We start from the raw sequence: 21,997 nt of genomic DNA on the forward strand, positions 1-21,997 counted from the left end.
TTTTACATAGGAAACGTTTGCACAATGCGGCACAAAAGTCTCCAATTCCCATTGTCCGGTCAGGTCGGCAACCCCACTACAAAAAGAACCTCCAGACAGCTTTTGGCTGTCTGGAGGTTCTTTTGTGTACTAGTTCTTAACGTCCGCCGGTAGCAGGGCTTGATGCACGACGTGGTCCACGTGAGCGACCACCTGCGGCACCTGCAGCATTGCGGCCTCCGGATCGTGCTGAGCGTGAAGAGTTCGACGGACGCTCGCCATTGGATCCACGAGCCGAACGGCTTGGACGCTCAGCGTTAGCACCGCGTGATTCGCGTGCTGGACGCTCCGACTGGTTCGATGCACCGGAACGATCTGAACGGCGACGGTCTCCACCGCGGCCCTGTGCCTCACCGGCAGGCTTCCCACCAAGGGCATTTCGTCCGCCGCCACGTCCACCGCGTGCGTTTGAAGATTCTCCAGCAGGCTTCTTCTTCGCTGGGTTACGCTTCTGCTGCACTGGAGCAACGTAAGGAACGTGCTCAGCAACTTCGCCAACAACCTTGGCAACAACAGGCGAGTCAAGGGTGACCTTTTCAAAAGGAACTTTGAGGCCGGCCTGCTTCAGCAGCGAAGCGACGTCGCCCTGCTGGTCTGGGGTGCAGATGGTCACGACGGTTCCATCCGAGCCCGCGCGAGCGGTACGACCCGAACGGTGGGTGTAGGCCTTGTGCTCTGCTGGTGGATCAATGTGGACGACCAGTTCCACGCCATCAACGTGCACGCCGCGAGCGGCAACGTCGGTTGCGACAAGCACCTTCGCTTCGCCTGAGGCAAAAGCCGCGAGGTTGCGGTCACGAGCATTCTGCGACAGGTTGCCGTGCAGGTCCACTGCTGGAACGCCTGCCTTGGACAGGGTGACAGCCATCTTCTTGGCGTGGTGCTTGGTGCGCATGAACATGATGCGGCGGCCGGTGCCTTGGGCCAGGACGCGGATCAGGTCCTTCTTATCATCGTTGCCGATGACGAAGACGTGGTGCTCCATGGTGTTCACAGCGGCCTTGGGCGCATCCACCGAGTGAATGGTCGGGTGGCTCAGGTAGCGCTTGACTACCTTGTCCACGCCGTTATCCAAGGTAGCAGAGAACAGCATGTGCTGGATGCCGGTTGGCATGCGGTCCATGATGCGGCGAACCACAGGCAGGAAGCCCATGTCCGCCATGTGGTCGGCTTCATCCAGCACGGAGATTTCCAGCTGGGAAAGGTCCACGACCTTCTGCTTGATCAGGTCATCCAGGCGGCCCGGGCAGGCGATGACAATGTCCACGCCCTCGTTCATGGCCTTTTCCTGGCGGCTCTGGGCCACGCCACCGTAGATCACGGTGGTGCGCAGGCCTGCAGCCTTTGCCAGCGGGTCAACGGTCTTGGCGATCTGGGTCGCCAGTTCGCGGGTTGGAGCCATGATCAGCGCGCGTGGGAAACGGGCCTTGCGGCGCTGTGGGCGATCTGCCAGTCGAGCTACCAGGGGCAGCGAGAAGGCCAAGGTCTTGCCAGAGCCGGTCTGGCCACGGCCAAGGACGTCGCCGCCGGCCAAGGTCGAAGGCAAAGTGGCTTCCTGGATCGGGAAGGCGGCTTCGATTCCGCTGGCGGCAAGGACCTTCGACAGGTATTCGGGCACGCCGAGGGCGCTAAAAGTTACGGACATATTCAAACTTTCTCTCTGATTCGCACGCCTGCTTCAGGCGTTGGGTTTCGCCGAGCCAGGAGGAAGTCCGCAACGTGCAAGGCCAAGGAAGGCCTGCTGCCAAAAGTGGACCGGCGGAGGTTTTCCGGGCGATTCACAGGAGGGGAAATCTAAACTGTCGACGCATACGCCACAGAATTTTCCGGTGACGCACAAGTATCCATACTACAGTGCAAAAGCGGGGCCCGTCTGTGAGCGGCCCCGCTTTGCGCTTCTGCCCCGGGAGACGTTCACCACTAGGGGTCCCGGGATATGCAGCTGCACCGCCTAGTTCAGCTCGAATTCCTTCTTCGCCAATTTCGAGGGCCACCAGACCTTTGGTCCGATTTGTTCAACCAAAGCCGGCACCAGCAGGCTTCGCACGACGAAGGTATCCAGGAGCACGCCGAAGGCCACGATGAAGCCCAGCTGGCCCAGGAACATGATTGGCACCACACCCAGTGCGGCGAAGGTAGCGGCAAGCACTACGCCGGCAGAGGTAATCACACCGCCGGTGACCTTCAATCCCACACGCATGCCCTCACGGGTTCCGCGCTTCAAGGATTCCTCGCGCACACGGGTCATCAAGAAGATGTTGTAGTCAACGCCCAGCGCCACCAGGAAGACGAAGCCGAACAGCGGCACGGACGGATCGGCACCCACGTACCCGAAGACGTTGTTGAAGACCAGTGCACTGACACCCATCGCAGTGCCGTAGGACAGTACGGTGGTCAGGATCAGCAGCACCGGAGCCAGAACGGAACGCAACAGCAGCATCAAGATCAGCAAAATAGCCAGGAGGGTAATCGGAATGATCTTGAACAGGTCCGCGATGGCAGTCTCATTGGTATCGAGCTGGGTCGCAGTGGTACCGCCGACCAGCGCCTCCGCGTCGACCGCATGCATCTGCTCGCGCAGCTTGACCACGGTCTGCTTGGCGGCATCCGAGTCGGCTGCATCGGCCAGCGTCACCGACATCAGGTTGCGGCCTTCGACGCTCAATGGCTCGGCACCGCGGGCGGCCATGGCCGGTCCGCCATCTTCAGCCTGCAAGTAGGCCGAGTCCACGCCGGTGACATCAACGGCCTTTTCCAGGGCCGTCTGCGCTTGGGCTTCATCGACGATCACCGTGGCCGGGGATCCCGAGCCGCCAGGGAAGTGCTCGCCAAGGGCGATCTGCCCGTCACGCGACTCCGAACCGCCCACCACGAGCTCGCTCTGCGGCACGCCATGGGCCTTGAGCTGGGTCATGCCCAGCGCTCCCACGGCGAGCACCAGTGCGGTGATGATCCAGATCGGACGCGGATGGCTGGCTACGAACCGCGCAATGCGGCCCCAGAGGCCTTCCTTCTCCTGGCCTTGGGCATCCACGGCCGCCGGCTTTGGCGGGAAGGGCCAGTAGGCGGCCCGTCCCAGCAAGCCAAGCACCGCTGGCAGGAAGGTCAACGCGGCAATGATCGAGAAGATGATGCCCGAGGCGCCAATTGGGCCCAGCGCCTTATTGGAGTTCAAATTGGAGAACAGCAGGCACAGCAGGCCCACGGTCACGGTGCCGCCCGAAGCGACAATCGGTTCCACCGAGCCTTTCCATGCGGAAGCCACGGCCTGCCACTTGTCTTGGCCGGCAATGAGCGCTTCCTTGTGCCGGGCCACGAAGAGCAGCGAGTAGTCGGTCGCCGCGCCGATGACAAGGATGGACAAGATGCCCTGGGCCTGGCCGTCGAGGCGGATCCAGCCTTCGGATGCCATGAAATACACCGCGACGATTGCCGCGCACAGCGCCACGACCGAGGTGAACAGCACCGTGAAGGGAAGCAGGATCGAGCGGTAGACCAGCAGCAGGATCACCAGCACTGCGGCCAGGGCCACGCCCAGCAGCACGCCGTCGATGCCGCCGAAGGCCTCGACCAAATCGGCGCTGAAGCCTGCCGGTCCGGTGACATAGGCGGTGGTGCCATCGGGCTTCTCGGCGGCCAGGAGCGAACGCAGCTCTTCGACTCCGGCATCGGCCTTCACCTCGCCGGAGACCGGGACAATGAATTCAGCGGCCTTGCCGTCTTCGGAGAGGAAGGGTCCGGTGATTTGCCCGTCCAGATGCGTGAAGTCCTTCAGCGCCTCACCGATCCGTCCAGCAGTTCCCTTGCTGACCTCGCCATCGCTGGTGAGCAGGACGACTGCTGGGATTGCTTCGGTGGAGCGGAATTTGTTCTGCCATTCCAGGGCTTCGGTGGCTTCGGCGGTGGCCGGGAGGAATGAGGTCTGGTCGTTGGTCTGGACCTCGGAAAGCTTGCCGAAGGTCGGGCCGCCGATTCCGGCGACACCCAGCCAAAGGATGATCAGCAGGGCGTAGATTCCTGCCCTGATGCCAACACCCTTTTTATCCAATCGCTTCTTGCTCGATGGTTGGTCGGTTTTCGCTACATGCGCCACTGATCCGTCCTCACTCGTGATTGCTGGCGGTGGATCGAATGGCGATCCAGAATGCAATACTACAAGACTTACTTCCATCATGGAAATACTTCCCAGGCTATTAAATGCTTTTCCGACTAGGATTGCGCTTATGAGCGCAAGAGAACAGCACAGCTTGGTCATGCTCCTGCAAGAATTCGGCCAAGCCTCAGACCGCTACGTTGAGTCCACCGGAGCACTTTACGGAACGCACCGCACGGATATGAATGCGCTGTCCATCATCATGAAGTACGAGCAACGCAGCCTTCTGCCTTCCCCGCGCGACCTGAGCCGCGACCTGCAACTGAGTTCTCCGGCGACCACCGCCATGCTCGACCGCCTGGAAAAACTGGGAATGATCGAGCGCCAGCGCTCGGACCGGGATCGCCGTGTCATCCGCATCGCCATGACCCCCAAGGCCCGCGGCAAGGGCATGGAAATGTTCATGCCGCTAGGTGCCAAAATGCGGGAAGTGATCAGCCACTACGATGAGCAGCAGCTGCAGGTCATAGCCCGCTTCATGGCAGAAGCCGTCGCCGGCGTGGACAGCGCGCGCGAAGAAGTCGTAACACAGCAGGCAACGAATCCAGCCAAGAGCGCGAGGGACACTAGCCTTAAGCAGTGACCCTTTCACTCTGGATATCCCTTCTCAGCGCCTGCATCGTCATCAGCTTCACTCCCGGCGCCGGAGCCATCAACACCATGAGCAATTCGATGCGCCAGGGCTGGCGCGCCTCAATTTGGGGCGTGCTCGGGCAGCAAATCGCCTTGCTGATCCACGTGGTCATTGTTGCCGCCGGAGTTGGGCTGCTCGTGGCCAGCTCGCCGTTGCTGTTCGCCATCATCCGCTACGCAGGTGCGGCCTATCTGGTGTATCTGGGTATCCGCATGCTGCTCTCCAAGCCGGAGGTCGCCTCCGACGGAACCAGCACCGGGCACCGCCTGACCCGCTGGGCCATGCTCAACCGGGGCATCCTGGTCAACCTGCTCAATCCGAAGGCCATCGTTTTCTTCTTGGCTTTCACCCCGCAGTTCATCCGCACCGATCAGCCGCTCCTAGCCCAATACGCCATCTTCATCGGCACGGTCATAGTGGTGGACATCGCTGTGATGTTCTTCTTCTTTGCCGGCACGGCCCGCACCTTCCAGCGCTTCACCGCCACTTACCGCGGCGCCAAGCTGCTGAACATCCTCTTCGGAGTGCTGTTCATCCTGGTCGCTGCGCTTCTGCTGCTAATGCACTAATATTCTTCTCCGATTTTTGGCCTTCAATCCCTAGCCATGAACCAATTCCGGGGCCAATTTCCGAATCGTTGCCGATTTGTTGCCGGGAAACGGGCGCGTAGCTATCGATCGAATCGCCTTGTGCCCATAGACTGATGCCATGTTCCGGATAATGATCGTGTGCACGGGAAATATCTGCCGTTCGCCTATGGCCGAGTACATGCTCAAGAATGCCCTCAAGGACGCCGAGGTCTCGCAGGTTGAGGTCATATCGCGAGCCATCACCGACGGTGAAGTCGGCAAGCGCATCGATGAGCGTGCTGCCAGTACTTTGCGCAGCCATGGACTTGATGCATCTGAGCACATTGCCGCCCAGATCGACTCCGACGAAATCGCCAAAATGGATCTCGTACTGGCGACGGACACCGACCACTTCGAGGAACTCGTTCCCGAATTGGCCGAAATCGATCCGAGCGAACGTCCGCAGCTGCGGATGTTCCGTTCCTTTGATCCCGGAACCGCGAGCTCCCCACACGACCAGCAGGGCATCTATGACCCTTGGTACGGTGATGCCGGAGATTTCCGCGAGACCTGGAAACTCATTTCTGCTTCCCTGCCTGCCCTTGTAGATTACGTGCGGAGTAATATCGCCTCTCGTGGAAACCGCTAGACCAACACTGATTGCCGTTGACGGGCGTTCCGGATCCGGCAAAAGCACTTTTGCAACAGACCTAGCGAAATACTTGGAAGCCACCGCCTCCGTAGCTATTTTGCGCCTCGAAGAGCTCTACCATGGTTGGGACGGGCTGCATCGGTCCTTCGAGCTCTACAACCGGATCCTGCCGCAGCTCGCAGCAGGGAAGACGATTGCCTACCCGACCTGGGATTGGGTCGCGGGTGCCCTTGGCGCATCCAAAAACTTCACTCCTGCCGAGGTAGTGATCATCGAAGGCGTAGGAGCGATCCATTCCGAAGCCCGAGAATTCCTCGACATCGGGATCTGGCTGGAAGCTCCGGAAAACTGCCGCCGTGACCGGGCGCTGGCACGCGACGGACAGACCTACCGTCCGTACTGGGAGATGTGGGCCGAGCAAGAAGAGCGGTACCTGCAGGCCCATCAGCCGAACACCGCAGCCGCCCTCCTCATTGATACCGCTGGCGACCAGGACCCCATGGAGATCTGGGCACGTTCCAGCCGTTACCTGCCGGCCATGATGCGCCCGCTTTCCATCCGATCCGACCAGTCCCCCATCGCCCCGGCCTTCCGCCAGAGCTATGTGGCGCCAGCCGATACGGCGTCACTCTTCGAGGAACTGACCGCGTCCCTTCCGCATGCCGCATTATTGGAATCAACAAGCCACAAGTTCAGCGACCCGTTGGGTCGCAACCGCTATTCGGTGATCGCGCTTTCGGCCGCAGAACAGCCGCCGGTACTGAGCGCCACCCGCCACGGCACCACCATCAGCCTGCCCGGAGCGCAAGTACGGCTGGGCGAGGATTTCTTCCGCGCGCTGGCTGGCCTCTGGCCTGCCGGAACCACCGCTAAAGCCAGTTACCCGCTTCCGGCATGGGTGGGGTACCTCGGTTATGAGCTGAAACGCGAGGTCGGCGCCGCGGATCTGCAGGCAGTCGTTGAGCCCGGACGGGTGCGCCCCGATGCCCAGTTCTTTGCGCCGGATACCGTGGTGGTCATTGACCATCAAGAAGATCAGATGCATCTGCACAGCATCGCCGAACCGGCAGCAGCACTGAGCATCCTGCTGGGCAATCCGCCAGAACTGCGTTCCCGCCACCCATTGCCTGTCCCGGAATTCAGCTGCGCGGATACCGAAGCCGGTTACAAGCGCAAGATACGCCACGCCCAGCGGGAGATCTATGAAGGCAACACCTACGAAGTTTGCCTGACCACCGAACTGACGGCCCATGCCGAAGAGTTCGATCCGTTCGAGGCCTACTGCCGAATGCGCCGCTCCAGCCCAGCACCGTTTGCCCACTACCTGCGTTTCACTGATTTGCAAATCGCCAGCATTTCACCGGAACGGTTCCTCGCGCTGTCCAAGGACGGGCAGTTGCGGGCCGAGCCGATCAAGGGCACCCGACCGCGTGGCGAGAATGAAGAATCAGATCTTGCGTTGAAGCACGACCTGGCCACCCATCCCAAGGACCGGGCTGAGAACATCATGATCGTTGACCTGTTGCGCAACGACCTGTCGCACCATTCGGTTCCCGGTTCGGTGAGGGTTGCCCGGCTGTGCGCGGTGGAATCCTATGCAACAGTGCACCAGATGGTCTCGACCATCGACGCCACGTTGTCCTCCCCGCAACTGGCCGCCGAAGCCCTGCGTGAAGCTTTCCCGCCGGGTTCCATGACCGGTGCGCCGAAGCTTTCCACGATGAATATCTTGGATGAACTTGAAGAGCACCGTGCCCGCGGGCTGTATTCCGGTGCCGTGGGGTATCTGGGTGCTGATGGTGCCGCCGATTTCTCCGTGGTGATCCGAACCCTGGTGTGCGACCGGCTGGCTGACCGGTCGTGGCGGTTGAGCTTGGGCTTGGGAGGGGCAATTACCGCTGATTCGGTGCCCGCTGAAGAGTGGGAAGAGGTCATCACCAAATCCCGCGGCGTGCTTCAAGCACTGGGCGCCAGCTTCCCGGAAGAAGCTTAAGCGAACTGCTTCACTGCAACGTGGCCGTCAGGCGCGCCACGTTGTCGATCCAGCGCTGCATGCGTGGACGGCGGCGCCACTGGGAGAGAGCGATTTCCGAGGAAATCTCACGGTAGTGGTTCTGCACCTGGTTGACCGCATCGACCATTTCCTTGCCCAGCAGCATCACGGAAATTTCCATGTTCAAGCTGAACGAGCGCATATCCATATTCGAGGATCCCACCACGGCCACATCGTTATCAACGGTGAAGCACTTGGTGTGCAGCACCATCGGTGCCGGGTAGCGGTGGATGCGCACGCCGGCTTCCAGCAGCTGCTGGTAGTAGGACTGCTGGGCGTGGTGCACCAGGAACTGGTCGCCCTCTTCGCAAACATACAATTCCACTTCAACCCCGCGCTGGGCGGCAGTGGTGATGGCATAGAGCAGCGAATCGTCGGGAACGAAGTAAGGGCTGGTGATTTCCAAGCGTTCGGAGGCCGAATAGATCAGTGTATTGAATAGCCGGAGGTTGTTCTCGGTACCATATCCGGGGCCGCTGGGCAGCAGCTGCGCCAGGGTGGAGCCGGGACGTTCCTCATAGGCCAGCGGGTGGCGGGCCTCGGTCATATCCATCAGCACTTCTTGGTCGTCGTCCTCTTGCCACCAGTCGGTAGCGAAAGTGACGTCCAGGCTGCGCACCAGCGGGCCTTCGACACGCAACATCATTTCAACCCATTCGCGGCCTACCTTATGGGAGGACTCGCGCTTGTAGCCAGGTTCAATCAGGTTCTGGCTTCCGGTGAAGGCTACCTCGCCATCAACAACGAGGATCTTGCGGTGGTTGCGCAGATCCGGGCGGCGCCAACGACGGCCAATCAGGTCGATGGGCAGCATTGGGCGCCAGTTGATATTGGATTTCTTCAGGCGCTTCTTGAAATCCTGGTAGCCCTTGACGCGCAAGGTTCCCAAGTGGTCGAAGAGCAGGCGAACGTGCACGCCACGATCCGCTGCTGCTTCCAGTGCATCGAGTACCGGTCCAACATAATCCGGGTCATCGCCCATGATGTAGAACTGGATGTGCACATAGCGGGTGGCGTTATCGATTTCCTTGCGCATGGCATCGAGCGAGGCACGGTAATCGGAGATGACCTCTACCTGGTTGCCGCCTTCCAGCGGCATGGCGCCAAGATTGCGGTTGAGCATGACCGCCGATTCGACCCATTCTTCCTGGGAATGGAACTCTTCGGGCAGCTGCATGTGGCTAGTGGCCTTCATGATTTCATCGTGCGCACGCCGCTGCTTCTCCAAGCGGCGACGCGACAGGCGCGGGTTGGCAAAAAGCCAGTATGCGACAAGTCCCACAACGGGCAGGAAGAAGATAGCCAATAGCCATGCCATGGCGGTGGTGGGGCGCCGGTTGCCCGGAACGATGCCGATCATGAAGTAGCGAACCGCTAACTCTATTGCGACCAGCACGCTCCAAAGAACGCCGCCAATCTGCAAGAAGACTTCATTACTTGGCCACACTCAGGCACCCCCTTGGCTACGCCCCTCGAACTTGGCATTTTCGGGCTCTGATCTGTGATGTACAGGCCATAATCCTTCGCTTAGCTTATCGAACATTGCCAGACTTGTCTGAATCTCCGCCCGCAGAAATCACGCAGAAGACGCTGGGGTTCGATAATCTGTCTTTATGAGCTCACTTGTATTCTTGGATCCGGCCTATCCCGCTGGTCGTCTTGCAGACATCACTGCACCGCAACTTCTGGTCACTGCACAGGGAGTAACGCGAGGTGATGGCATCTTTGAATCGATGCTCTACACCAACCAGGCCGTACGCAAATTCGAAGCGCACTTGGCACGTTTGGCGACCTCCGCTGAAGTAGCCGATTTGGCCATTCCCGATGCCCGTAGCTGGTTTGCCGCGGTAGATACCGCTGTGGCCGATTTCGATGCCACCGGCGGCGCTGAAGAAGCCGTGGTCAAGCTGGTCGCAGCGCGCGGCGAGCACGATAGTGATCCTGCCATTTGCTGGGTCACCGTTACTCCTGCCCCGGCTTTGGGCAAGGAGCAGCGTGAAACCGGTGTGGATGTCCTGCTGCTGGATCGCGGCTACGACTCGAAGCTGGCCGAACGCGCGCCATGGCTCATGATGGGCGCCAAGACCCTTTCCTACTCGATCAACATGGCGGCCCTGCGCTATGCGCACAAGCACGGCGCCCATGATGTCATCTTCACCTCCGCTGACGGGATCATCCTGGAAGCTCCAACCTCGACCGTGCTGGTAGCCCAGCGCGATGGCGAAACCAAGCGGCTGCTCACCCCGATGCTTGAAACCGGCATCCTGCCAGGCACCACGCAAAGCGCGATCTTCGACGCGGCAGCCCAGGATGGCTGGGAGCTGGGCTATGGCCCGCTGCGCCCAGAAGACCTGTACCAGGCCGATGGCGTGTGGTTGGTTTCCTCAATCCGCCTGCTCACCCCGGTGCGCACCATCGATGCCAAGCCGGTTCGCCTGGACGCTGAGCTCCATGAAGAGCTCAGCGCCCTGAGCGAAGCAATCCGCTAGGACCACACCAAGTTGTAGGTCCCGGCCAGCACGGCCGCAGTCATGGCGGCCGTGCCAAACAGGATTCCGGTGGCCAGCACCATGCCATCACGCCAGGTGAAGGTGGCCGTACGAATCCATGTGCGCTTGGCCGTGCCAAACCCCTTGGCCTCCATCGTGGTTGCCAGCCGTCCGGCGCGGCGAATCGCTTGCACCAGCAAGGCCAGCACCTGGCCGAGGGTTGCCTTCAGGCGTTGGCCCAAGCTGCCGAAGTTTCCGACACCGCGAGCGCGCCGGGCCAGGGTGAGCGTGGTGAATTCTTCCACCATCAACCCGAGCAACCGCATGCCGGCCAAAGCTCCGAGCACGAACCGGTGGGGTACCTTCAGCTGCTGCGACAGCGCCCCGCCCAAATCGCTTGGATTCGTGGTGGCCAGCAGCAAGATGCACGGGATGGCCAGCGCGAAAGCGCGCAGTCCGGTGGCAATGCCACCGGCCACCGATCCCTCAGTGATGCTGAAGGCGCCGAATTGGGCGTACACCATGCCGCTGTCCTGGCCCACCAGGGCAATGCCCCACGCTGCAAGGATTCCGGCGATCAGCAGTGGCCACGCACGCTTGAGGAATTTCACGGGGCTCAGCCCTGCCAGCGGGAAGAACACCACGGTCCCCACGATAATCACCAGCGCCGAAACCCAGTCCAAGGTGGTAATCAACGGCAGTGTTGCCGCGGCCACCGCACCCAGCTTGGCCAGCGGATTGATCTTCGCCAACCAGCTATGCCCTACCGGCGCATCAAGCACCGGCCCCTGGCGCGGGATATCGGCTTCCGGGTTGCCGGCAGTGAGCACCAAGTCCCTTGCCTTCAGCACCGAGGCAAAGTGATCGTCGTGGGTGACAGCAATGATCGCGGTGCCCTGCTGCAATTCCTCGACCAGCAGCCCAGTCAGTTCCCTCCACGTGTTCGCATCCTGCCCGAAGGTCGGTTCGTCGAGGATCAATACCTCTGGGGATGCGGCCAAAACGGTGGCCACGGACAAGCGGCGCTTCTCTCCCCCGGAGAGGGTGAACGGGTTCGCTTCAGCCAAATGCGTCAGGCCCAGGCGTTCCAGCAACTCATCTACGCGCGCTTGGACCTGGGCAGGTTCATACTTCGGCACATCGGCGCTGCTGGCCTGCGCGCGGCTGGGAGCGAAAGCCAGCTCTTCCCGAACGCTCTGGGTCACGAATTGGTGTTCGGGTTCCTGGAAGACCGAACCGATCCGCCCGATCAGTGCACCGGCTTTCCAGGCAAACGGGGATTTGCCCAGACCGTCGGCCAGTTGCGCGGTGGCCGCCAACTCGCCGTTGGCCGGGGCGAGCAATCCGCCCAGGGTCAGGGCCAGAGTCGACTTTCCAGCGCCATTCTCGCCGCGAATCACCGTCGCGGTGCCCGCTTGCACGTTCACGTCCACCGCTTGGGTGCGCGGTGCCGTGGCGGTGCGGGCGGATACCAGCTGCCGCGCTTCCAAGAGCGTGTCGCCGGCACTATTCGTTGCCGGAGCCACCTGCGGAAAATATCCCGGAACCCACAGCCCGGCAGCAGCCAGCTCCTCGCGCACCGATTCGTCGGTGTACAGCCGCTGCGGATCCAGATCGTGCGCGACTCCCCCACCTGGTTGCAGCACGATGACCCGGTCCACATGCTGCGCCCAGGCTTCAATCCGATGTTCCACGACTACCAGCGTGGCACCAGAAATCCGGGCGGCGTTCAGCACCGCGTCGCGCAAGAGCTCAATGCTTTGCGGGTCCACATTGGCCGTCGGTTCATCGAGCAGCATGAGGCTCGGTTCCATGGCCAGAATGCCAGCCAAAGCCAACCGCTGTTTCTGCCCGCCGGAGAGTTGCTGCGTGCGGTGCTCGAAAGACAGCGCGCCCAGTCCCACCGCGTCCAGCGCTTCGGGGATCCGCTGGCGAATCAGCTCGGGATCCATCCCGAGGTTCTCCGCGCCAAAGGCCACATCATCGGCGACCCTGCTTTGCACGACCTGGGTTTCCGGATCTTGCTGCATCAAGCCCACCGGATGGCTCCGGATAAAGGCATCGCTGCCATCTATGAGGAGCCGGCCGGCGACCTGCTCGGCCTCATCCACTTCCAGCAACCCGGCCATCGCATGCAGCAGGGTTGACTTGCCGGCGCCCGATGGACCGACCAGCAGCACCTTTTCACCGGCGTGGATCTGAAGATCCAGTCCCGAGATGGCAGGGTTCTGCCGGTCGGAGTGCTGCCAGCCGAAACCTGTTGCGGTGATTGCGGCACCGCGCTGGGTCAGTGAGGCTGCACCAGAGCTGGCAAAGGAACTCATTTTGCGCTTTCCAGGTGCGCACGCCGGCTCGCCAGGGCACTCAAAGCACCGGTCTTCGCCAGTCCGCGCGTGGCCAGCCAGGACAGCAGCCCTGCTACGACTACGCCGGAAACGCCGGTGGCGATCACGTGGAAGATCTTCATTCCGGCGGTGTACTCAACGTAGTAGGCCAGGATGTATGCCTCGGAAATGCCGGCGAACAAACCGGCGAACAAGCCTGCCAGCAGCGCCACGCCCAGGTTCCACTTGCGGTAGCGGAATGCTGCGAAGACCAGTTCTGCGCCCAGTCCCTGGACCAGGCCGGAGATCAGTACGGTCAAGCCGTAGTGCGAGCCGAGCAGCGCTTCAACTACGGCGGCCAGTAGCTCGCAGTAGATTGCAGCGCCTGGCTTGCGGATGATCAGTGCGCCGAGCACCGCGGGAAATAGCCACATGCCGGTGAGCAGCGCGGTGGCTGGCGGGAAAGCTGCAAAGGCGAGCGAGAACAGCCCATAGCCGGCACTCCAAGCCCAGAAAATGACCCCGGATGCGACGGCGATCACCGAGGCGACGACGATATCAACTACACGCCAGCCGGTACGCTGCTTCGAAACTGTTTCGTTCATTGTTGGTCCTCCTGTGGAAAGGAGGGGAGATGGACGGAATGAGGGCATACTGCCGCGCCTATCCGCATCCGAGATGCTCGACTTCCTTCGCCGGTACTAGCCGGGGCAGGTTCGAGGGTCTGCGATCTATCGCACTCTCAGCGTCTTGCGACTTTTTAAAAGTCTGACGCTCCCCTGTCGGAATAATTACTGCTCCCCCACCATACCGCAGGTATGCTGGGCAGAGGAACGATATGTCAAGAGCTTGATCGCGAGGAAAAAATGGATAAAGTGCAGAAACTTGTCACTACCGGCATCACCGTTGGCGCGGGCATGCTCGGCGGCAAGCTGGTTGATTTCCTTTGGTTGAAGGCAACCGGCAGCAAAGCACCACGTAAGGGCACTGAGGAAGCAGCTGAAGCTTCCTTCCGCCGTGCATTGGGCTTCGCAGTCGTCTCGGCCCTGGTGGCAGCCATCCTGCAGACCGTGGCCGACCGCAGCGCCAACAAGGTTGTTGCCAAGTTCACCAAGTAAGCTTCGGCGTAAAGCCAAAAGCGGGAGCCGCCCATCTGGGCGGCTCCCGCTTTTTCTCAATCTTGTTCGTCTTGCGATTCGGCCTTGGAGACCGGGGTGGTTCCGGTCGGCGGTGTGCCATTCACCTTGTTGACCACGAGGCTCAGCTCATCGGAGAACAGGGTTTCCTTGGCAGCGTGCTTGGTCCGGTAGCCGGAACGGCCAATCATGTGGGCCGAGACCGGCGCGGTCAATAGCTGCATGCCCCAGGCCAGCGCGAGGACCGGGATCACAGCCCAGCTGCGCAGGTAAATGGCCAGCCCCGCGAAGATCAGCAGGAAGCCGAGCACCTGCGGTTTGGTCGCTGCATGCATGCGGGTGAGCATGTCCGGGAAGGTCAGCAAGCCGATGCCTGCGATCAATGACATCAGGCAGCCAAGGATCAGCAGGATCGCAACGAGGACGTCGAGGAAGAGTTCCATTAGGCATTCCTCTGATCCGAGACGAAGCGCGAGACGGTCACCGAGCCGATGAAGCCGAGCATGCAGGCGGCGACCACAAACAGCAAGTAGTCGGTGTGCTTGTGCAGCACCATCTCCAGGCACAGGGCGGCGGAGATGATCAGCAGCATCACGTCCAAGGCCAGCACCCGGTCAAGGATTGACGGCCCCTTGGCAACACGGACCAGGCAGGCGACGGCACCGAGCCCGAGCATGATGCCGCAGATCCATATGACGATATCCAGCATGTTTACCCCTTCCTCGCATCAAAGTTCGGTCCGCATTCGCTCTTGATCGCTTCGTACTCATCGCGGCTGCCAATAGCCATGATCAGCCGGCGTTCGATGTCGCGAATGGCGGCACGCGCCTTCTCCACATCCCCTGGCGACTGAATGTCGATGTAGTGCAGGTACAGGGTCGACGAGCTGCGGTCCACATCGATCACGAAGGAACCCGGGATCAGCGTGAGCACGTGGCCCACGGTCATTACGATCAGATCAGAGCCGGTGCGCAGCGGGACCGCAATGATCGCACTGCGGGTGTGCTTCCCGCGGACCATGGCCAGCCAGGCCACGTTGACGCTGGCCACGAAGACCTGCCCCAGGAACCAGATGAACAGCTTCAGGCAGTACCAGGGATTGATCCGGCCCGAAAGGACCACCGGCGGCAGCGGGAACAGGTTCACGATCACCAGTGCGATGATCACGCCGAAAATCATGTTCCCCAGGGAGAAGTCCTGCCAGAGGGCACCCCAGACGAACAGCAGCAGCAGAAGCAGCGGCCATTCCTGCTTGAGTGTCGCGCGGTGGCGCACACCGGAGGTATCCAGCGCATCATCAATGCGCTGGTCACGCGGTTCAAAGTTCTTGTTCGGCATCATCCCTCCAATCAGAATGGCAAGATCGAGCTGATATACGGTTCGCGGGCAATCAGCTCCGCAGCCACCCGCTCACAGAATTCGAAGATCGGCCCGGCAAAGACGGTCAGGGCGATGCCCGCAAGCACCAGCGAACCGGTGGCGTAGCGCATGCCCCACGGCAAGGATTCGGATTCCAGCTGCTTGGCCAGCTTCAACCCCAGGCGAGGGTTCTGCGCTCCGCCGGCCAACGTCTCATCGGCGACCTGCGTCGCTTCGGCAACCAGGGCCTGGTTGGGCACCTCGGCATCGGCGGCACGGCGCCAGAACACACGGGCCCACACGCGGATGATCGCCATCAAGGTCAGCAAGCTGGTCAGCAATCCGGCGCCGATCACGACCCAGATCAGCGGGTCGGCGTCCTGCGCGGCCGCATGCAGCAGCCCGAACTTGCCCAGGAACCCGGAGAACGGCGGGATGCCGCCCAGATTGATGGCCGGGATGAAGAAGAGCAGGGCCAAGGCCGGGGAGAGCTTGGCCAGCGAGCCGAGCCGGGTGACATTCGAGCTGCCGGCACGGCGTTCGATCAGTCCCGCCACCATGAACAGCGAGGTCTGCACGATGATGTGGTGGCCCACGTAGTAGATGGTCGCGGCGATGGCCAGCGGCCCGCCCACGGCCACGCCGAAGATCAGGTATCCGATGTGGCTGGTCAGCGTGAAGGAAAGCATGCGCTTGAAGTCCGTCTGGGCCAGCGCACCGAGGATACCGATGACCATGGTCAGCGCGGCCACCACCAGCAGCCCGGCGTTGACCGAGCCGCCCGGGAAGAGCAGGGTTTCGGTGCGGACGATCGCGTAGACGCCCACCTTGGTCAGCAACCCGGCGAACACCGCGGTGACCGGGGCCGGTGCGGTCGGGTAGGAGTCCGGCAGCCACAGGGACAGCGGGAAGACCGCGGCCTTGATGCCGAAAGCGATCAGCAGCAGCACATGCAGGATCAGCTGCGGGCCCTGGCCCAGTTCGGGCAGCTTCACCGCGAGGTCGGCCATGTTCACCGTGCCGGTGGCCGCATAGATCATCGCGATGGCCATCAGGAAGATCACCGAGGAAACCACGGAAACCACCACATAGGTGGTACCGGCGCGGATGCGCTCGGCGGTTCCGCCCAGGGTCAGCAGCACGTAGCTGGCGGTGAGCAGGATTTCGAATCCGACGTACAGGTTGAAGAGGTCAGCGGCCAGGAAGGCATTGGACACTCCGGCGAGCAGGATCAGGTACGCCGGGTGGAATATCGACACCGGTCCGGGCTCATCCCCGTCGGCCAGGCCCTGGCTGGTGGCGAAGAGCAGCACGGCCAGCGAGACGACGGTGGAGATCAGCAGCATGAAGGAGCTGAACCCGTCGACCATCAGGGCGATGCCGAAGGGCGACTCCCAGCCGCCGATGTGGATGGCATAGCTCTCGCCGCCCCATACGGCGGCGAGCATGCCCGCTTCGAGCACCAGGGTCAGGCACAGGATGCCGATGGTGATCAGGCGCTGCAGGCGCACCTGGCGGCGGGCCAGGAAGGCTGCCCCGGCGCCGAAGATCGGCAGCACCACGGCCAAAGGGGCTAGATCCAGGAAATTCACTCTTCCCCCTCGCGCACTGGGCGTCCTTCTTCATCGACGAATTCGGTCGTGTCCTCGGCCACCGGCGAGTCCTCTTCCTCGTCGTAGGCGGTCTTCTTGGACACCTTGATATCTTCGGTGTCATCGGTGAGCTCATCGGCGCTGGTCAACGTCCAGGAACGGTAGATCATCGCCAGCAGGAAGGCGGTCACCGCGAAGGTGATCACGATCGCGGTGAGGATCAGCGCCTGCGGCAGCGGATCCGAATACGCGTCGGGCGCCGCATCCGGCTTGAACAGCGGCGCCATGCCCTTGCGCCCGCCGCTGGTGAGGATCAACAGGTTGATGCCGTTGCCCAGCAGCATGATGCCCAGCAGCACGCGGGTCAGGGTGCGTTCGAGCACCAGGTAGAAGCCGGCCGCCAGCAGCACGCCGGTGACTACGAGGAAGGTGATATTCACGCTCATCGGCCAACTCCAGTCCGGGAGGCCTGGATCTCGTCGTGGCGCTCCACCGGGCTGCGGCCCTCGGAAAGCGAATCAATTTCACTGCCCAAAGAACGCAGCACGTCCTGCACGAGGCCAAGGACCACCAGATACACTCCAATGTCGAAAATCGTTGAGGAAACGAACTTGTGCTCGCCGAAGAACCAGAATTCCAGGGCATAGGTGGTGAAGATGCCATCACCCAGCAGCAGCGGCACGATGCCCGCCAATCCGGCCAGTGCGATGCCGCCGCCGATCAGCATGCCCGGAGCGATGCGCATCGACTCGGAAAGTTCCACGCGGCCGCCGGCCAGGTAGCGGATGGTCAGCGCCAAGCCGGCGATCAGCCCGCCAGCGAAGCCGCCGCCCGGGGTATTGTGCCCGGTCAGCAGCGTGTACACCGACATGATCAGCACGGTGTGGAAAATCAGGCGGGTGACCACTTCAAAGATGATCGAGCGGCGCTCGGCGACCAGGGTGCTGCCTGCCATCAACCAGTCCTGGTTGGAGCTGGAGGCGAAGCGGCGGGCAATGCGCAGCTCGGTTTCCTTGGAGTCCTTGGTGCCAATGGCTTCGGAACCCGCGTCGATGCTGCCCGGTGCCACCTGGTGGGCCCGCACCCGGTTGCCGAAGCTGCGTCCGGCGAAGATCAGCGAAGCCACGCCGGTGGCGGCAGCCGCCAGCACGGTAATCTCCCCGAAGGTATCCCACACGCGCAGGTCCACCAGGGCCACGTTGACGATGTTCTTGCCGAATCCCTCGTAGTAGGCCAGCTCCGGCCAAGCCAGCGAAATGCGGGCCTCGTTGCGGGCGGCCATCATCGCGATGGCAATGTAGACGACCATCACGGCCAGGGCGATCGCCAGGATGGCCCGGCCCCACTTGATCCGGGTCAGCCCCACCCACAGGCGCTTGGGCAGGGCGCGCAGGGCGAGGACGAAGGAAACCAGCACGATGGTTTCCACCAGCAACTGGGTCAGCGCCAGGTCCGGGGCGCCTTGCAGGGCGAAGATCGCGACCATGCCGTAGCCGGTCACCGAAACCATCAGCACCGCCATGAAACGCTTCGGCGCGGTAATGGAGACCACCGCACCGGCGATGATCACCGCACCGATCAGCAACTGGGCCGGGTGGTCGGCGATGATCCAGTTCGTTGGCCACGGGGTGTAGACGGTCAGCGCGATGGCCAGCGGAATCACCAGCACCACGACCAGGATGACGCCCAGGTAGAAGGACAGCGAACCACGCTGGGTGCGACCGGTGATCCAGATGGCCGCCTTGTCCAGCACGTTCACCGACATGCGGTAGATTTCCTCGGCCGAGGTGACCATGCGGCGCAGCGGGGCGCCGGTGTCGGTGCGGTGGCGCAGCCAGAAGAAGCACAGGCCAAGGCCCACCGAAATTGCGCTCAGCCCCAGTGCCGCGTTGAAGCCGGCAAATGGCAGCAAGTGCATTTTGCCCGGTCCTCCCTGCGCGGCCGACCAGTGGATGGCCAGCGGTTCCACCAGCTGCGGGTACAGGCCCAGGAACAGCGTCGCCGCCGAAAGGACCAGCAAGGGAGCCAGGAAGATCAGCGTCGGGGCCTTGCACTGCAACGCGGGCAGCTTCTTTTTCTTCACGCCGAAAGCCCCGAAGAAGAAGCGCAGCGAGTAGGCCATGGTCAGCGCCGCACCTAGCAGGATGCCGAGGAGAGCGGCCATCCCCCACCCGGATTCCAGGTGCAGGGCCGATTCGTAGACCGCTTCCTTGGCAACGAAGCCGAACAGCAGCGGCACGCCGGCCATGGACGCCGCGGCGATGCCGGTGGTCGTGGCCAGGATCGGCATGGCCCGGCGCAAGCCGGTGAGCTTGCGGATATCGCGGGTACCGGTGTTGTGGTCAATGATGCCGACGCTCAGGAACAGCGTCGCCTTGAACAGGCCGTGGGCCAGCGTCATGGCCAGTGCCGCGAAGGCCGCTTCGGGGGTGCCGAAGCCGAAGACCGCGATGATGAAGCCCAGCTGCGAGACCGTGCCGAAGGCCAAGATCAGCTTGAGGTCGTACTGCTTGAGCGCCCGGTAGCCGCCGACGAGCATGGTGAGAATACCTATGCCCACGGTCATTGGGACCCACAGGGTTGTCTCGGCGAAGCCGGGAGCCAGGCGGGCGATCAGGTAGACACCGGCCTTGACCATGGCTGCGGCGTGCAGGTACGCGGACACCGGCGTCGGAGCGGCCATCGCACCGGGCAACCAGAAGTGGAAAGGCACCAGGGCGGACTTGGAGATCGCCCCGACAATAATCAGCGCTACCGCAACATCGGTAAAGGTCCCCAGCGCCACCAGCTCATCGGCCGAAGCCATGATCTCGGAGAGCTGGTAGCTGTCGGCCGCCGTGCCGAGCATCAAGATGCCGGCGAGCATCACCAGCCCGCCAAGGGTCGTGATGATCAGGGCGTTCATGGCTGAACGGCGCGCGGTGATCAGGGCTTGGCTGAAGCCGATGAGCAGGTAGGAAAGCACGCTGGTGATTTCCCAGAAGATGAACATGATGATGATGTCATCGGCCGTGACCAGTCCGGTCATGGCTCCGGCGAAAGCGACCATCTTCGCCGCGAAGCTGCCGATCTGCGGATCATCATTCTTGAAATAGCGGGCGCAATAGAACAGCACCAGCGCACCCACGCCGAGGATCAGCAGCAAGATTGTCGCGGCCAATGAATCCATGCGGAAATTCAGGGCGATATTCAGCCCGGGAATCCATTCCATTTGAACCGAGGGCGGAGCATTTGGCGCACCATTGGCCAGCGAGTTATCGGCAGAAAGCACCGCCGGCATGCGGGTCAGCAGCCAAACAAATCCCACTGCGGGCACGACCGCCACAACGTAAAAACCGTTTCGTTTCAGGGCCCGGAATATTAATGGGCATAAAACAGCGGTCACAAACAGCGCAGTGAGAATTATTAGCACGCTTTTCCTCTGTCGGCTGGTGGTGGGCAGAGTATCCAGACCACTTCGGAAAGCGGCTGCATCTGTGATTTTATCAGCCGCGAGCTGGCTGCAATCGCACGAATGTGTCGTTTAAGGAATATTCCCTGCGTTTTCCGCAACCAGCTGATTTTCTGAATCGGTCACTATTTTCTAAAAAGTCGTTCCTATTCATTCCCTGATTACCAGTTGCCGGTACGATGCCAGCATGGGAATCAATCAGGTCGAACCGTCAGCGATTCGCGAAAAGTGGCTCAACAAGTACACCTGGGCGTGGGCCAGCTGGGACTGGGGCCAAGCCGCGATCAACGCCGTCATGATCACTTTCGTATTCACCGTCTATCTGACCAGCGAACTATTCGGCGACACGGATCATGCTTCGCTGGTGCTCTCCCAGGCGCTGGCCATCGGAGGCCTGGCCATCGCCCTGCTGGTGCCGGTCACCGGGCTTCGCGCCGATGTCGCCGGACGGCGAAAGCTGTGGATCGTGGTCAACACGCTGATTCTCGTCGCGATCTGCGCGGCCTGCTTCTTCGTCTACCCCGCCCCTTCCTACCTCTGGTTCGGTGCGATCCTGGTCGCGGCCATGTCGGTCTTCGGCGAATTCGCCGGCGTGAACTACAACGCGGTGCTGAACCAGATTTCCACCAAGGCAACGGTCGGCAAGGTCTCCGGTTTCGGCTGGGGCATGGGCTACGTCGGCGGAATCCTCGCCCTGGCCCTGGTGCTCTTCCTGTTTGTGCAGCCAATCGTGGACTGGCCAGGTGCCAGCACCGACGAATCGTTGAACCTGCGCTGGGTGGCAGTGTTCTCTGCCGCCTGGTGCCTGCTCTTCGCGCTGCCGCTGTTCTTCGTGATCCCCGAAGCACCACCGAGCACTTCGAAGAAAATCCCGCTGATGCTGACCTACAAGGTGCTGTTCAACAACATCAAGGACCTGTGGAGCAGCGACCGCAACCTGCTCTTCTTCCTCTGCTCTTCGGCCGTCTTCCGCGACGGGCTGGCAGCCATCTTCACCTTCGGCGGCGTCATTGCAGCTGGCACCTTCGGTTTCGAATTGACCGAGGTCATCATCTTCGCGATCGTCGGCAACGTAGTGGCGGCCCTGGGTGCTGTGCTCGGCGGCCGCGTCGATGACTGGGCGGGCCCGAAGGCGGTCATTGTCGGTTCGCTGATCGGCCTGCTGGTTGCCGGCGCCGGAGTCTTCTTCTCCCCCGAAGCCGTGGGCTTCTGGATCTTCGGCCTGCTGCTGTGCTTGTTCGTCGGGCCGGCACAGGCAGCTTCGCGCTCCTACCTCTCGCGCTTGATTCCCGAAGGACGCGAAGGAGAGCTCTTCGGGTTGTACGCGACGACCGGCCGCGCCGTGTCCTTCTTGGCGCCGGCGTTGTTCGCCGGGGCCATCGCCATCGCTACGCCGCTGGTGGCATCCGGCCAAGCGCAGCGTTATGGCATCCTGGGCATCCTGCTGGTCTTGGCGCTCGGCCTGCTCCTGCTCCTGCCAATCCGGTCGCCCAAGAACGTCACCCCGTAGCTTCCAGCCGCAAACGGCGCTGGCCCCCAACGATTG

General features: G+C 61.9%; 18 protein-coding genes and 1 riboswitch. Of the genes, 7 read left to right on the forward strand and 11 right to left on the reverse strand.

All coding sequences use genetic code 11. From position 1 onward, the window contains the following. Positions 1 to 136 precede the first annotated feature (136 nt). Both ACRDT3_RS09885 and ACRDT3_RS09890 read right to left on the reverse strand, forming a co-directional pair. Positions 137 to 1,684, reverse strand: a complete 1,548-nt coding sequence (locus ACRDT3_RS09885; RefSeq protein WP_431492814.1) for a DEAD/DEAH box helicase — start codon at positions 1,682 to 1,684, stop codon at positions 137 to 139. Positions 1,685 to 1,990: 306 nt separating this feature from the next. Beyond that, positions 1,991 to 4,132, reverse strand: a complete 2,142-nt coding sequence (locus tag ACRDT3_RS09890) for an MMPL family transporter (RefSeq protein WP_431492815.1) — start codon at positions 4,130 to 4,132, stop codon at positions 1,991 to 1,993. A gap of 130 nt (positions 4,133 to 4,262) precedes the next feature. On the opposite strand from ACRDT3_RS09890, the gene ACRDT3_RS09895 reads away from it, so the two are divergent. From ACRDT3_RS09895 to ACRDT3_RS09910, 4 genes are all read left to right on the forward strand, one after another. Next, positions 4,263 to 4,775 carry a MarR family winged helix-turn-helix transcriptional regulator gene (locus tag ACRDT3_RS09895; RefSeq protein ID WP_431492816.1) on the forward strand — a complete coding sequence of 171 codons (513 nt, stop codon included), beginning with the start codon at positions 4,263 to 4,265 and terminating at the stop codon, positions 4,773 to 4,775. After that, on the forward strand, positions 4,772 to 5,395 hold the full coding sequence (locus ACRDT3_RS09900; RefSeq protein WP_431492817.1) for a LysE family transporter: 624 nt from the start codon (positions 4,772 to 4,774) through the stop codon (positions 5,393 to 5,395). The genes ACRDT3_RS09895 and ACRDT3_RS09900 overlap by 4 nt, the downstream gene beginning before the upstream one ends. Positions 5,396 to 5,546: 151 nt before the next feature. Further along, complete coding sequence (locus ACRDT3_RS09905; protein WP_431492835.1) at positions 5,547 to 6,044, forward strand: low molecular weight protein-tyrosine-phosphatase; 498 nt, start codon at positions 5,547 to 5,549, stop codon at positions 6,042 to 6,044. Then, the gene (locus ACRDT3_RS09910; protein WP_431492818.1) at positions 6,031 to 8,040 is read left to right on the forward strand and encodes a chorismate-binding protein; all 2,010 of its coding nucleotides are present in this window, start codon (positions 6,031 to 6,033) and stop codon (positions 8,038 to 8,040) included. Before ACRDT3_RS09905 ends, ACRDT3_RS09910 begins: the two co-directional genes overlap by 14 nt. A 10-nt stretch (positions 8,041 to 8,050) precedes the next feature. Here the strand turns inward: ACRDT3_RS09910 and cls are convergent, their stop codons facing one another. Further along, positions 8,051 to 9,523: a cardiolipin synthase gene (cls, locus tag ACRDT3_RS09915; RefSeq protein WP_431492836.1), complete on the reverse strand. Its 1,473-nt coding sequence runs from the start codon at positions 9,521 to 9,523 to the stop codon at positions 8,051 to 8,053. Between the two features lie 190 nt (positions 9,524 to 9,713). Between cls and ACRDT3_RS09920 the strand changes: the two genes are divergently transcribed. After that, positions 9,714 to 10,589 carry an aminodeoxychorismate lyase gene (locus ACRDT3_RS09920; RefSeq protein WP_431492819.1) on the forward strand — a complete coding sequence of 292 codons (876 nt, stop codon included), beginning with the start codon at positions 9,714 to 9,716 and terminating at the stop codon, positions 10,587 to 10,589. Here the strand turns inward: ACRDT3_RS09920 and ACRDT3_RS09925 are convergent. Beyond that, positions 10,586 to 12,913: an ATP-binding cassette domain-containing protein gene (locus ACRDT3_RS09925; protein WP_431492820.1), complete on the reverse strand. Its 2,328-nt coding sequence runs from the start codon at positions 12,911 to 12,913 to the stop codon at positions 10,586 to 10,588. The genes ACRDT3_RS09920 and ACRDT3_RS09925 overlap by 4 nt on opposite strands. Continuing rightward, the gene (locus ACRDT3_RS09930) at positions 12,910 to 13,518 is read right to left on the reverse strand and encodes an ECF transporter S component (RefSeq protein ID WP_431492821.1); all 609 of its coding nucleotides are present in this window, start codon (positions 13,516 to 13,518) and stop codon (positions 12,910 to 12,912) included. The genes ACRDT3_RS09925 and ACRDT3_RS09930 overlap by 4 nt, the downstream gene beginning before the upstream one ends. A 65-nt stretch (positions 13,519 to 13,583) precedes the next feature. Continuing rightward, positions 13,584 to 13,704: riboswitch (TPP riboswitch) on the reverse strand. Positions 13,705 to 13,779: 75 nt separating this feature from the next. Between ACRDT3_RS09930 and ACRDT3_RS09935 the strand changes: the two genes are divergently transcribed. Further along, on the forward strand, positions 13,780 to 14,031 hold the full coding sequence (locus ACRDT3_RS09935; RefSeq protein WP_431492822.1) for a DUF4235 domain-containing protein: 252 nt from the start codon (positions 13,780 to 13,782) through the stop codon (positions 14,029 to 14,031). A gap of 56 nt (positions 14,032 to 14,087) precedes the next feature. Here ACRDT3_RS09935 and mnhG read toward each other — a convergent pair whose 3' ends face one another. Genes mnhG through ACRDT3_RS09965 form a run of 6 tightly spaced genes read right to left on the reverse strand, consistent with a single transcriptional unit; the run spans position 14,088 to position 20,412 of the window. After that, positions 14,088 to 14,492, reverse strand: a complete 405-nt coding sequence (gene mnhG, locus ACRDT3_RS09940; protein WP_431492823.1) for a monovalent cation/H(+) antiporter subunit G — start codon at positions 14,490 to 14,492, stop codon at positions 14,088 to 14,090. Next, the gene (locus tag ACRDT3_RS09945) at positions 14,492 to 14,758 is read right to left on the reverse strand and encodes a monovalent cation/H+ antiporter complex subunit F (RefSeq protein ID WP_105657014.1); all 267 of its coding nucleotides are present in this window, start codon (positions 14,756 to 14,758) and stop codon (positions 14,492 to 14,494) included. Before ACRDT3_RS09945 ends, mnhG begins: the two co-directional genes overlap by 1 nt. A 2-nt stretch (positions 14,759 to 14,760) precedes the next feature. Then, on the reverse strand, positions 14,761 to 15,390 hold the full coding sequence (locus ACRDT3_RS09950) for a Na+/H+ antiporter subunit E (RefSeq protein ID WP_431492824.1): 630 nt from the start codon (positions 15,388 to 15,390) through the stop codon (positions 14,761 to 14,763). A gap of 8 nt (positions 15,391 to 15,398) precedes the next feature. Beyond that, positions 15,399 to 17,000 carry a Na+/H+ antiporter subunit D gene (locus ACRDT3_RS09955; RefSeq protein WP_431492825.1) on the reverse strand — a complete coding sequence of 534 codons (1,602 nt, stop codon included), beginning with the start codon at positions 16,998 to 17,000 and terminating at the stop codon, positions 15,399 to 15,401. Then, on the reverse strand, positions 16,997 to 17,446 hold the full coding sequence (locus ACRDT3_RS09960) for a Na(+)/H(+) antiporter subunit C (RefSeq protein WP_431492826.1): 450 nt from the start codon (positions 17,444 to 17,446) through the stop codon (positions 16,997 to 16,999). Before ACRDT3_RS09960 ends, ACRDT3_RS09955 begins: the two co-directional genes overlap by 4 nt. Next, entirely contained in the window at positions 17,443 to 20,412 is a 2,970-nt protein-coding gene (locus ACRDT3_RS09965; protein WP_431492827.1) for a Na+/H+ antiporter subunit A, read from the reverse strand. Before ACRDT3_RS09965 ends, ACRDT3_RS09960 begins: the two co-directional genes overlap by 4 nt. A gap of 226 nt (positions 20,413 to 20,638) precedes the next feature. Here ACRDT3_RS09965 and ACRDT3_RS09970 point away from each other — a divergent pair, with 226 nt between their 5' ends. Beyond that, positions 20,639 to 21,961, forward strand: coding sequence for an MFS transporter (locus tag ACRDT3_RS09970; RefSeq protein WP_431492828.1), 1,323 nt, complete (start codon positions 20,639 to 20,641; stop codon positions 21,959 to 21,961). Positions 21,962 to 21,997: the final 36 nt, after the last annotated feature.

The sequence above is a fragment of the Glutamicibacter sp. genome (assembly GCF_050701915.1).
In the GTDB taxonomy this organism is placed as follows: Bacteria; Actinomycetota; Actinomycetes; order Actinomycetales; family Micrococcaceae; genus Glutamicibacter.

Coding starts and splice junctions, on each gene's coding strand:
- ACRDT3_RS09950 (WP_431492824.1), bottom strand. CDS start 15,390: ATGATGCCGAACAAGAACTTTGAACCGCGTGACCAGCGCATTGATGAT.
- ACRDT3_RS09885 (WP_431492814.1), bottom strand. CDS start 1,684: ATGTCCGTAACTTTTAGCGCCCTCGGCGTGCCCGAATACCTGTCGAAG.
- mnhG (WP_431492823.1), bottom strand. CDS start 14,492: ATGGAACTCTTCCTCGACGTCCTCGTTGCGATCCTGCTGATCCTTGGC.
- ACRDT3_RS09905 (WP_431492835.1), top strand. CDS start 5,547: ATGATCGTGTGCACGGGAAATATCTGCCGTTCGCCTATGGCCGAGTAC.
- ACRDT3_RS09920 (WP_431492819.1), top strand. CDS start 9,714: ATGAGCTCACTTGTATTCTTGGATCCGGCCTATCCCGCTGGTCGTCTT.
- ACRDT3_RS09925 (WP_431492820.1), bottom strand. CDS start 12,913: ATGAGTTCCTTTGCCAGCTCTGGTGCAGCCTCACTGACCCAGCGCGGT.
- ACRDT3_RS09945 (WP_105657014.1), bottom strand. CDS start 14,758: ATGCTGGATATCGTCATATGGATCTGCGGCATCATGCTCGGGCTCGGT.
- ACRDT3_RS09960 (WP_431492826.1), bottom strand. CDS start 17,446: ATGAGCGTGAATATCACCTTCCTCGTAGTCACCGGCGTGCTGCTGGCG.
- ACRDT3_RS09930 (WP_431492821.1), bottom strand. CDS start 13,518: ATGAACGAAACAGTTTCGAAGCAGCGTACCGGCTGGCGTGTAGTTGAT.
- ACRDT3_RS09895 (WP_431492816.1), top strand. CDS start 4,263: ATGAGCGCAAGAGAACAGCACAGCTTGGTCATGCTCCTGCAAGAATTC.
- ACRDT3_RS09970 (WP_431492828.1), top strand. CDS start 20,639: ATGGGAATCAATCAGGTCGAACCGTCAGCGATTCGCGAAAAGTGGCTC.
- ACRDT3_RS09935 (WP_431492822.1), top strand. CDS start 13,780: ATGGATAAAGTGCAGAAACTTGTCACTACCGGCATCACCGTTGGCGCG.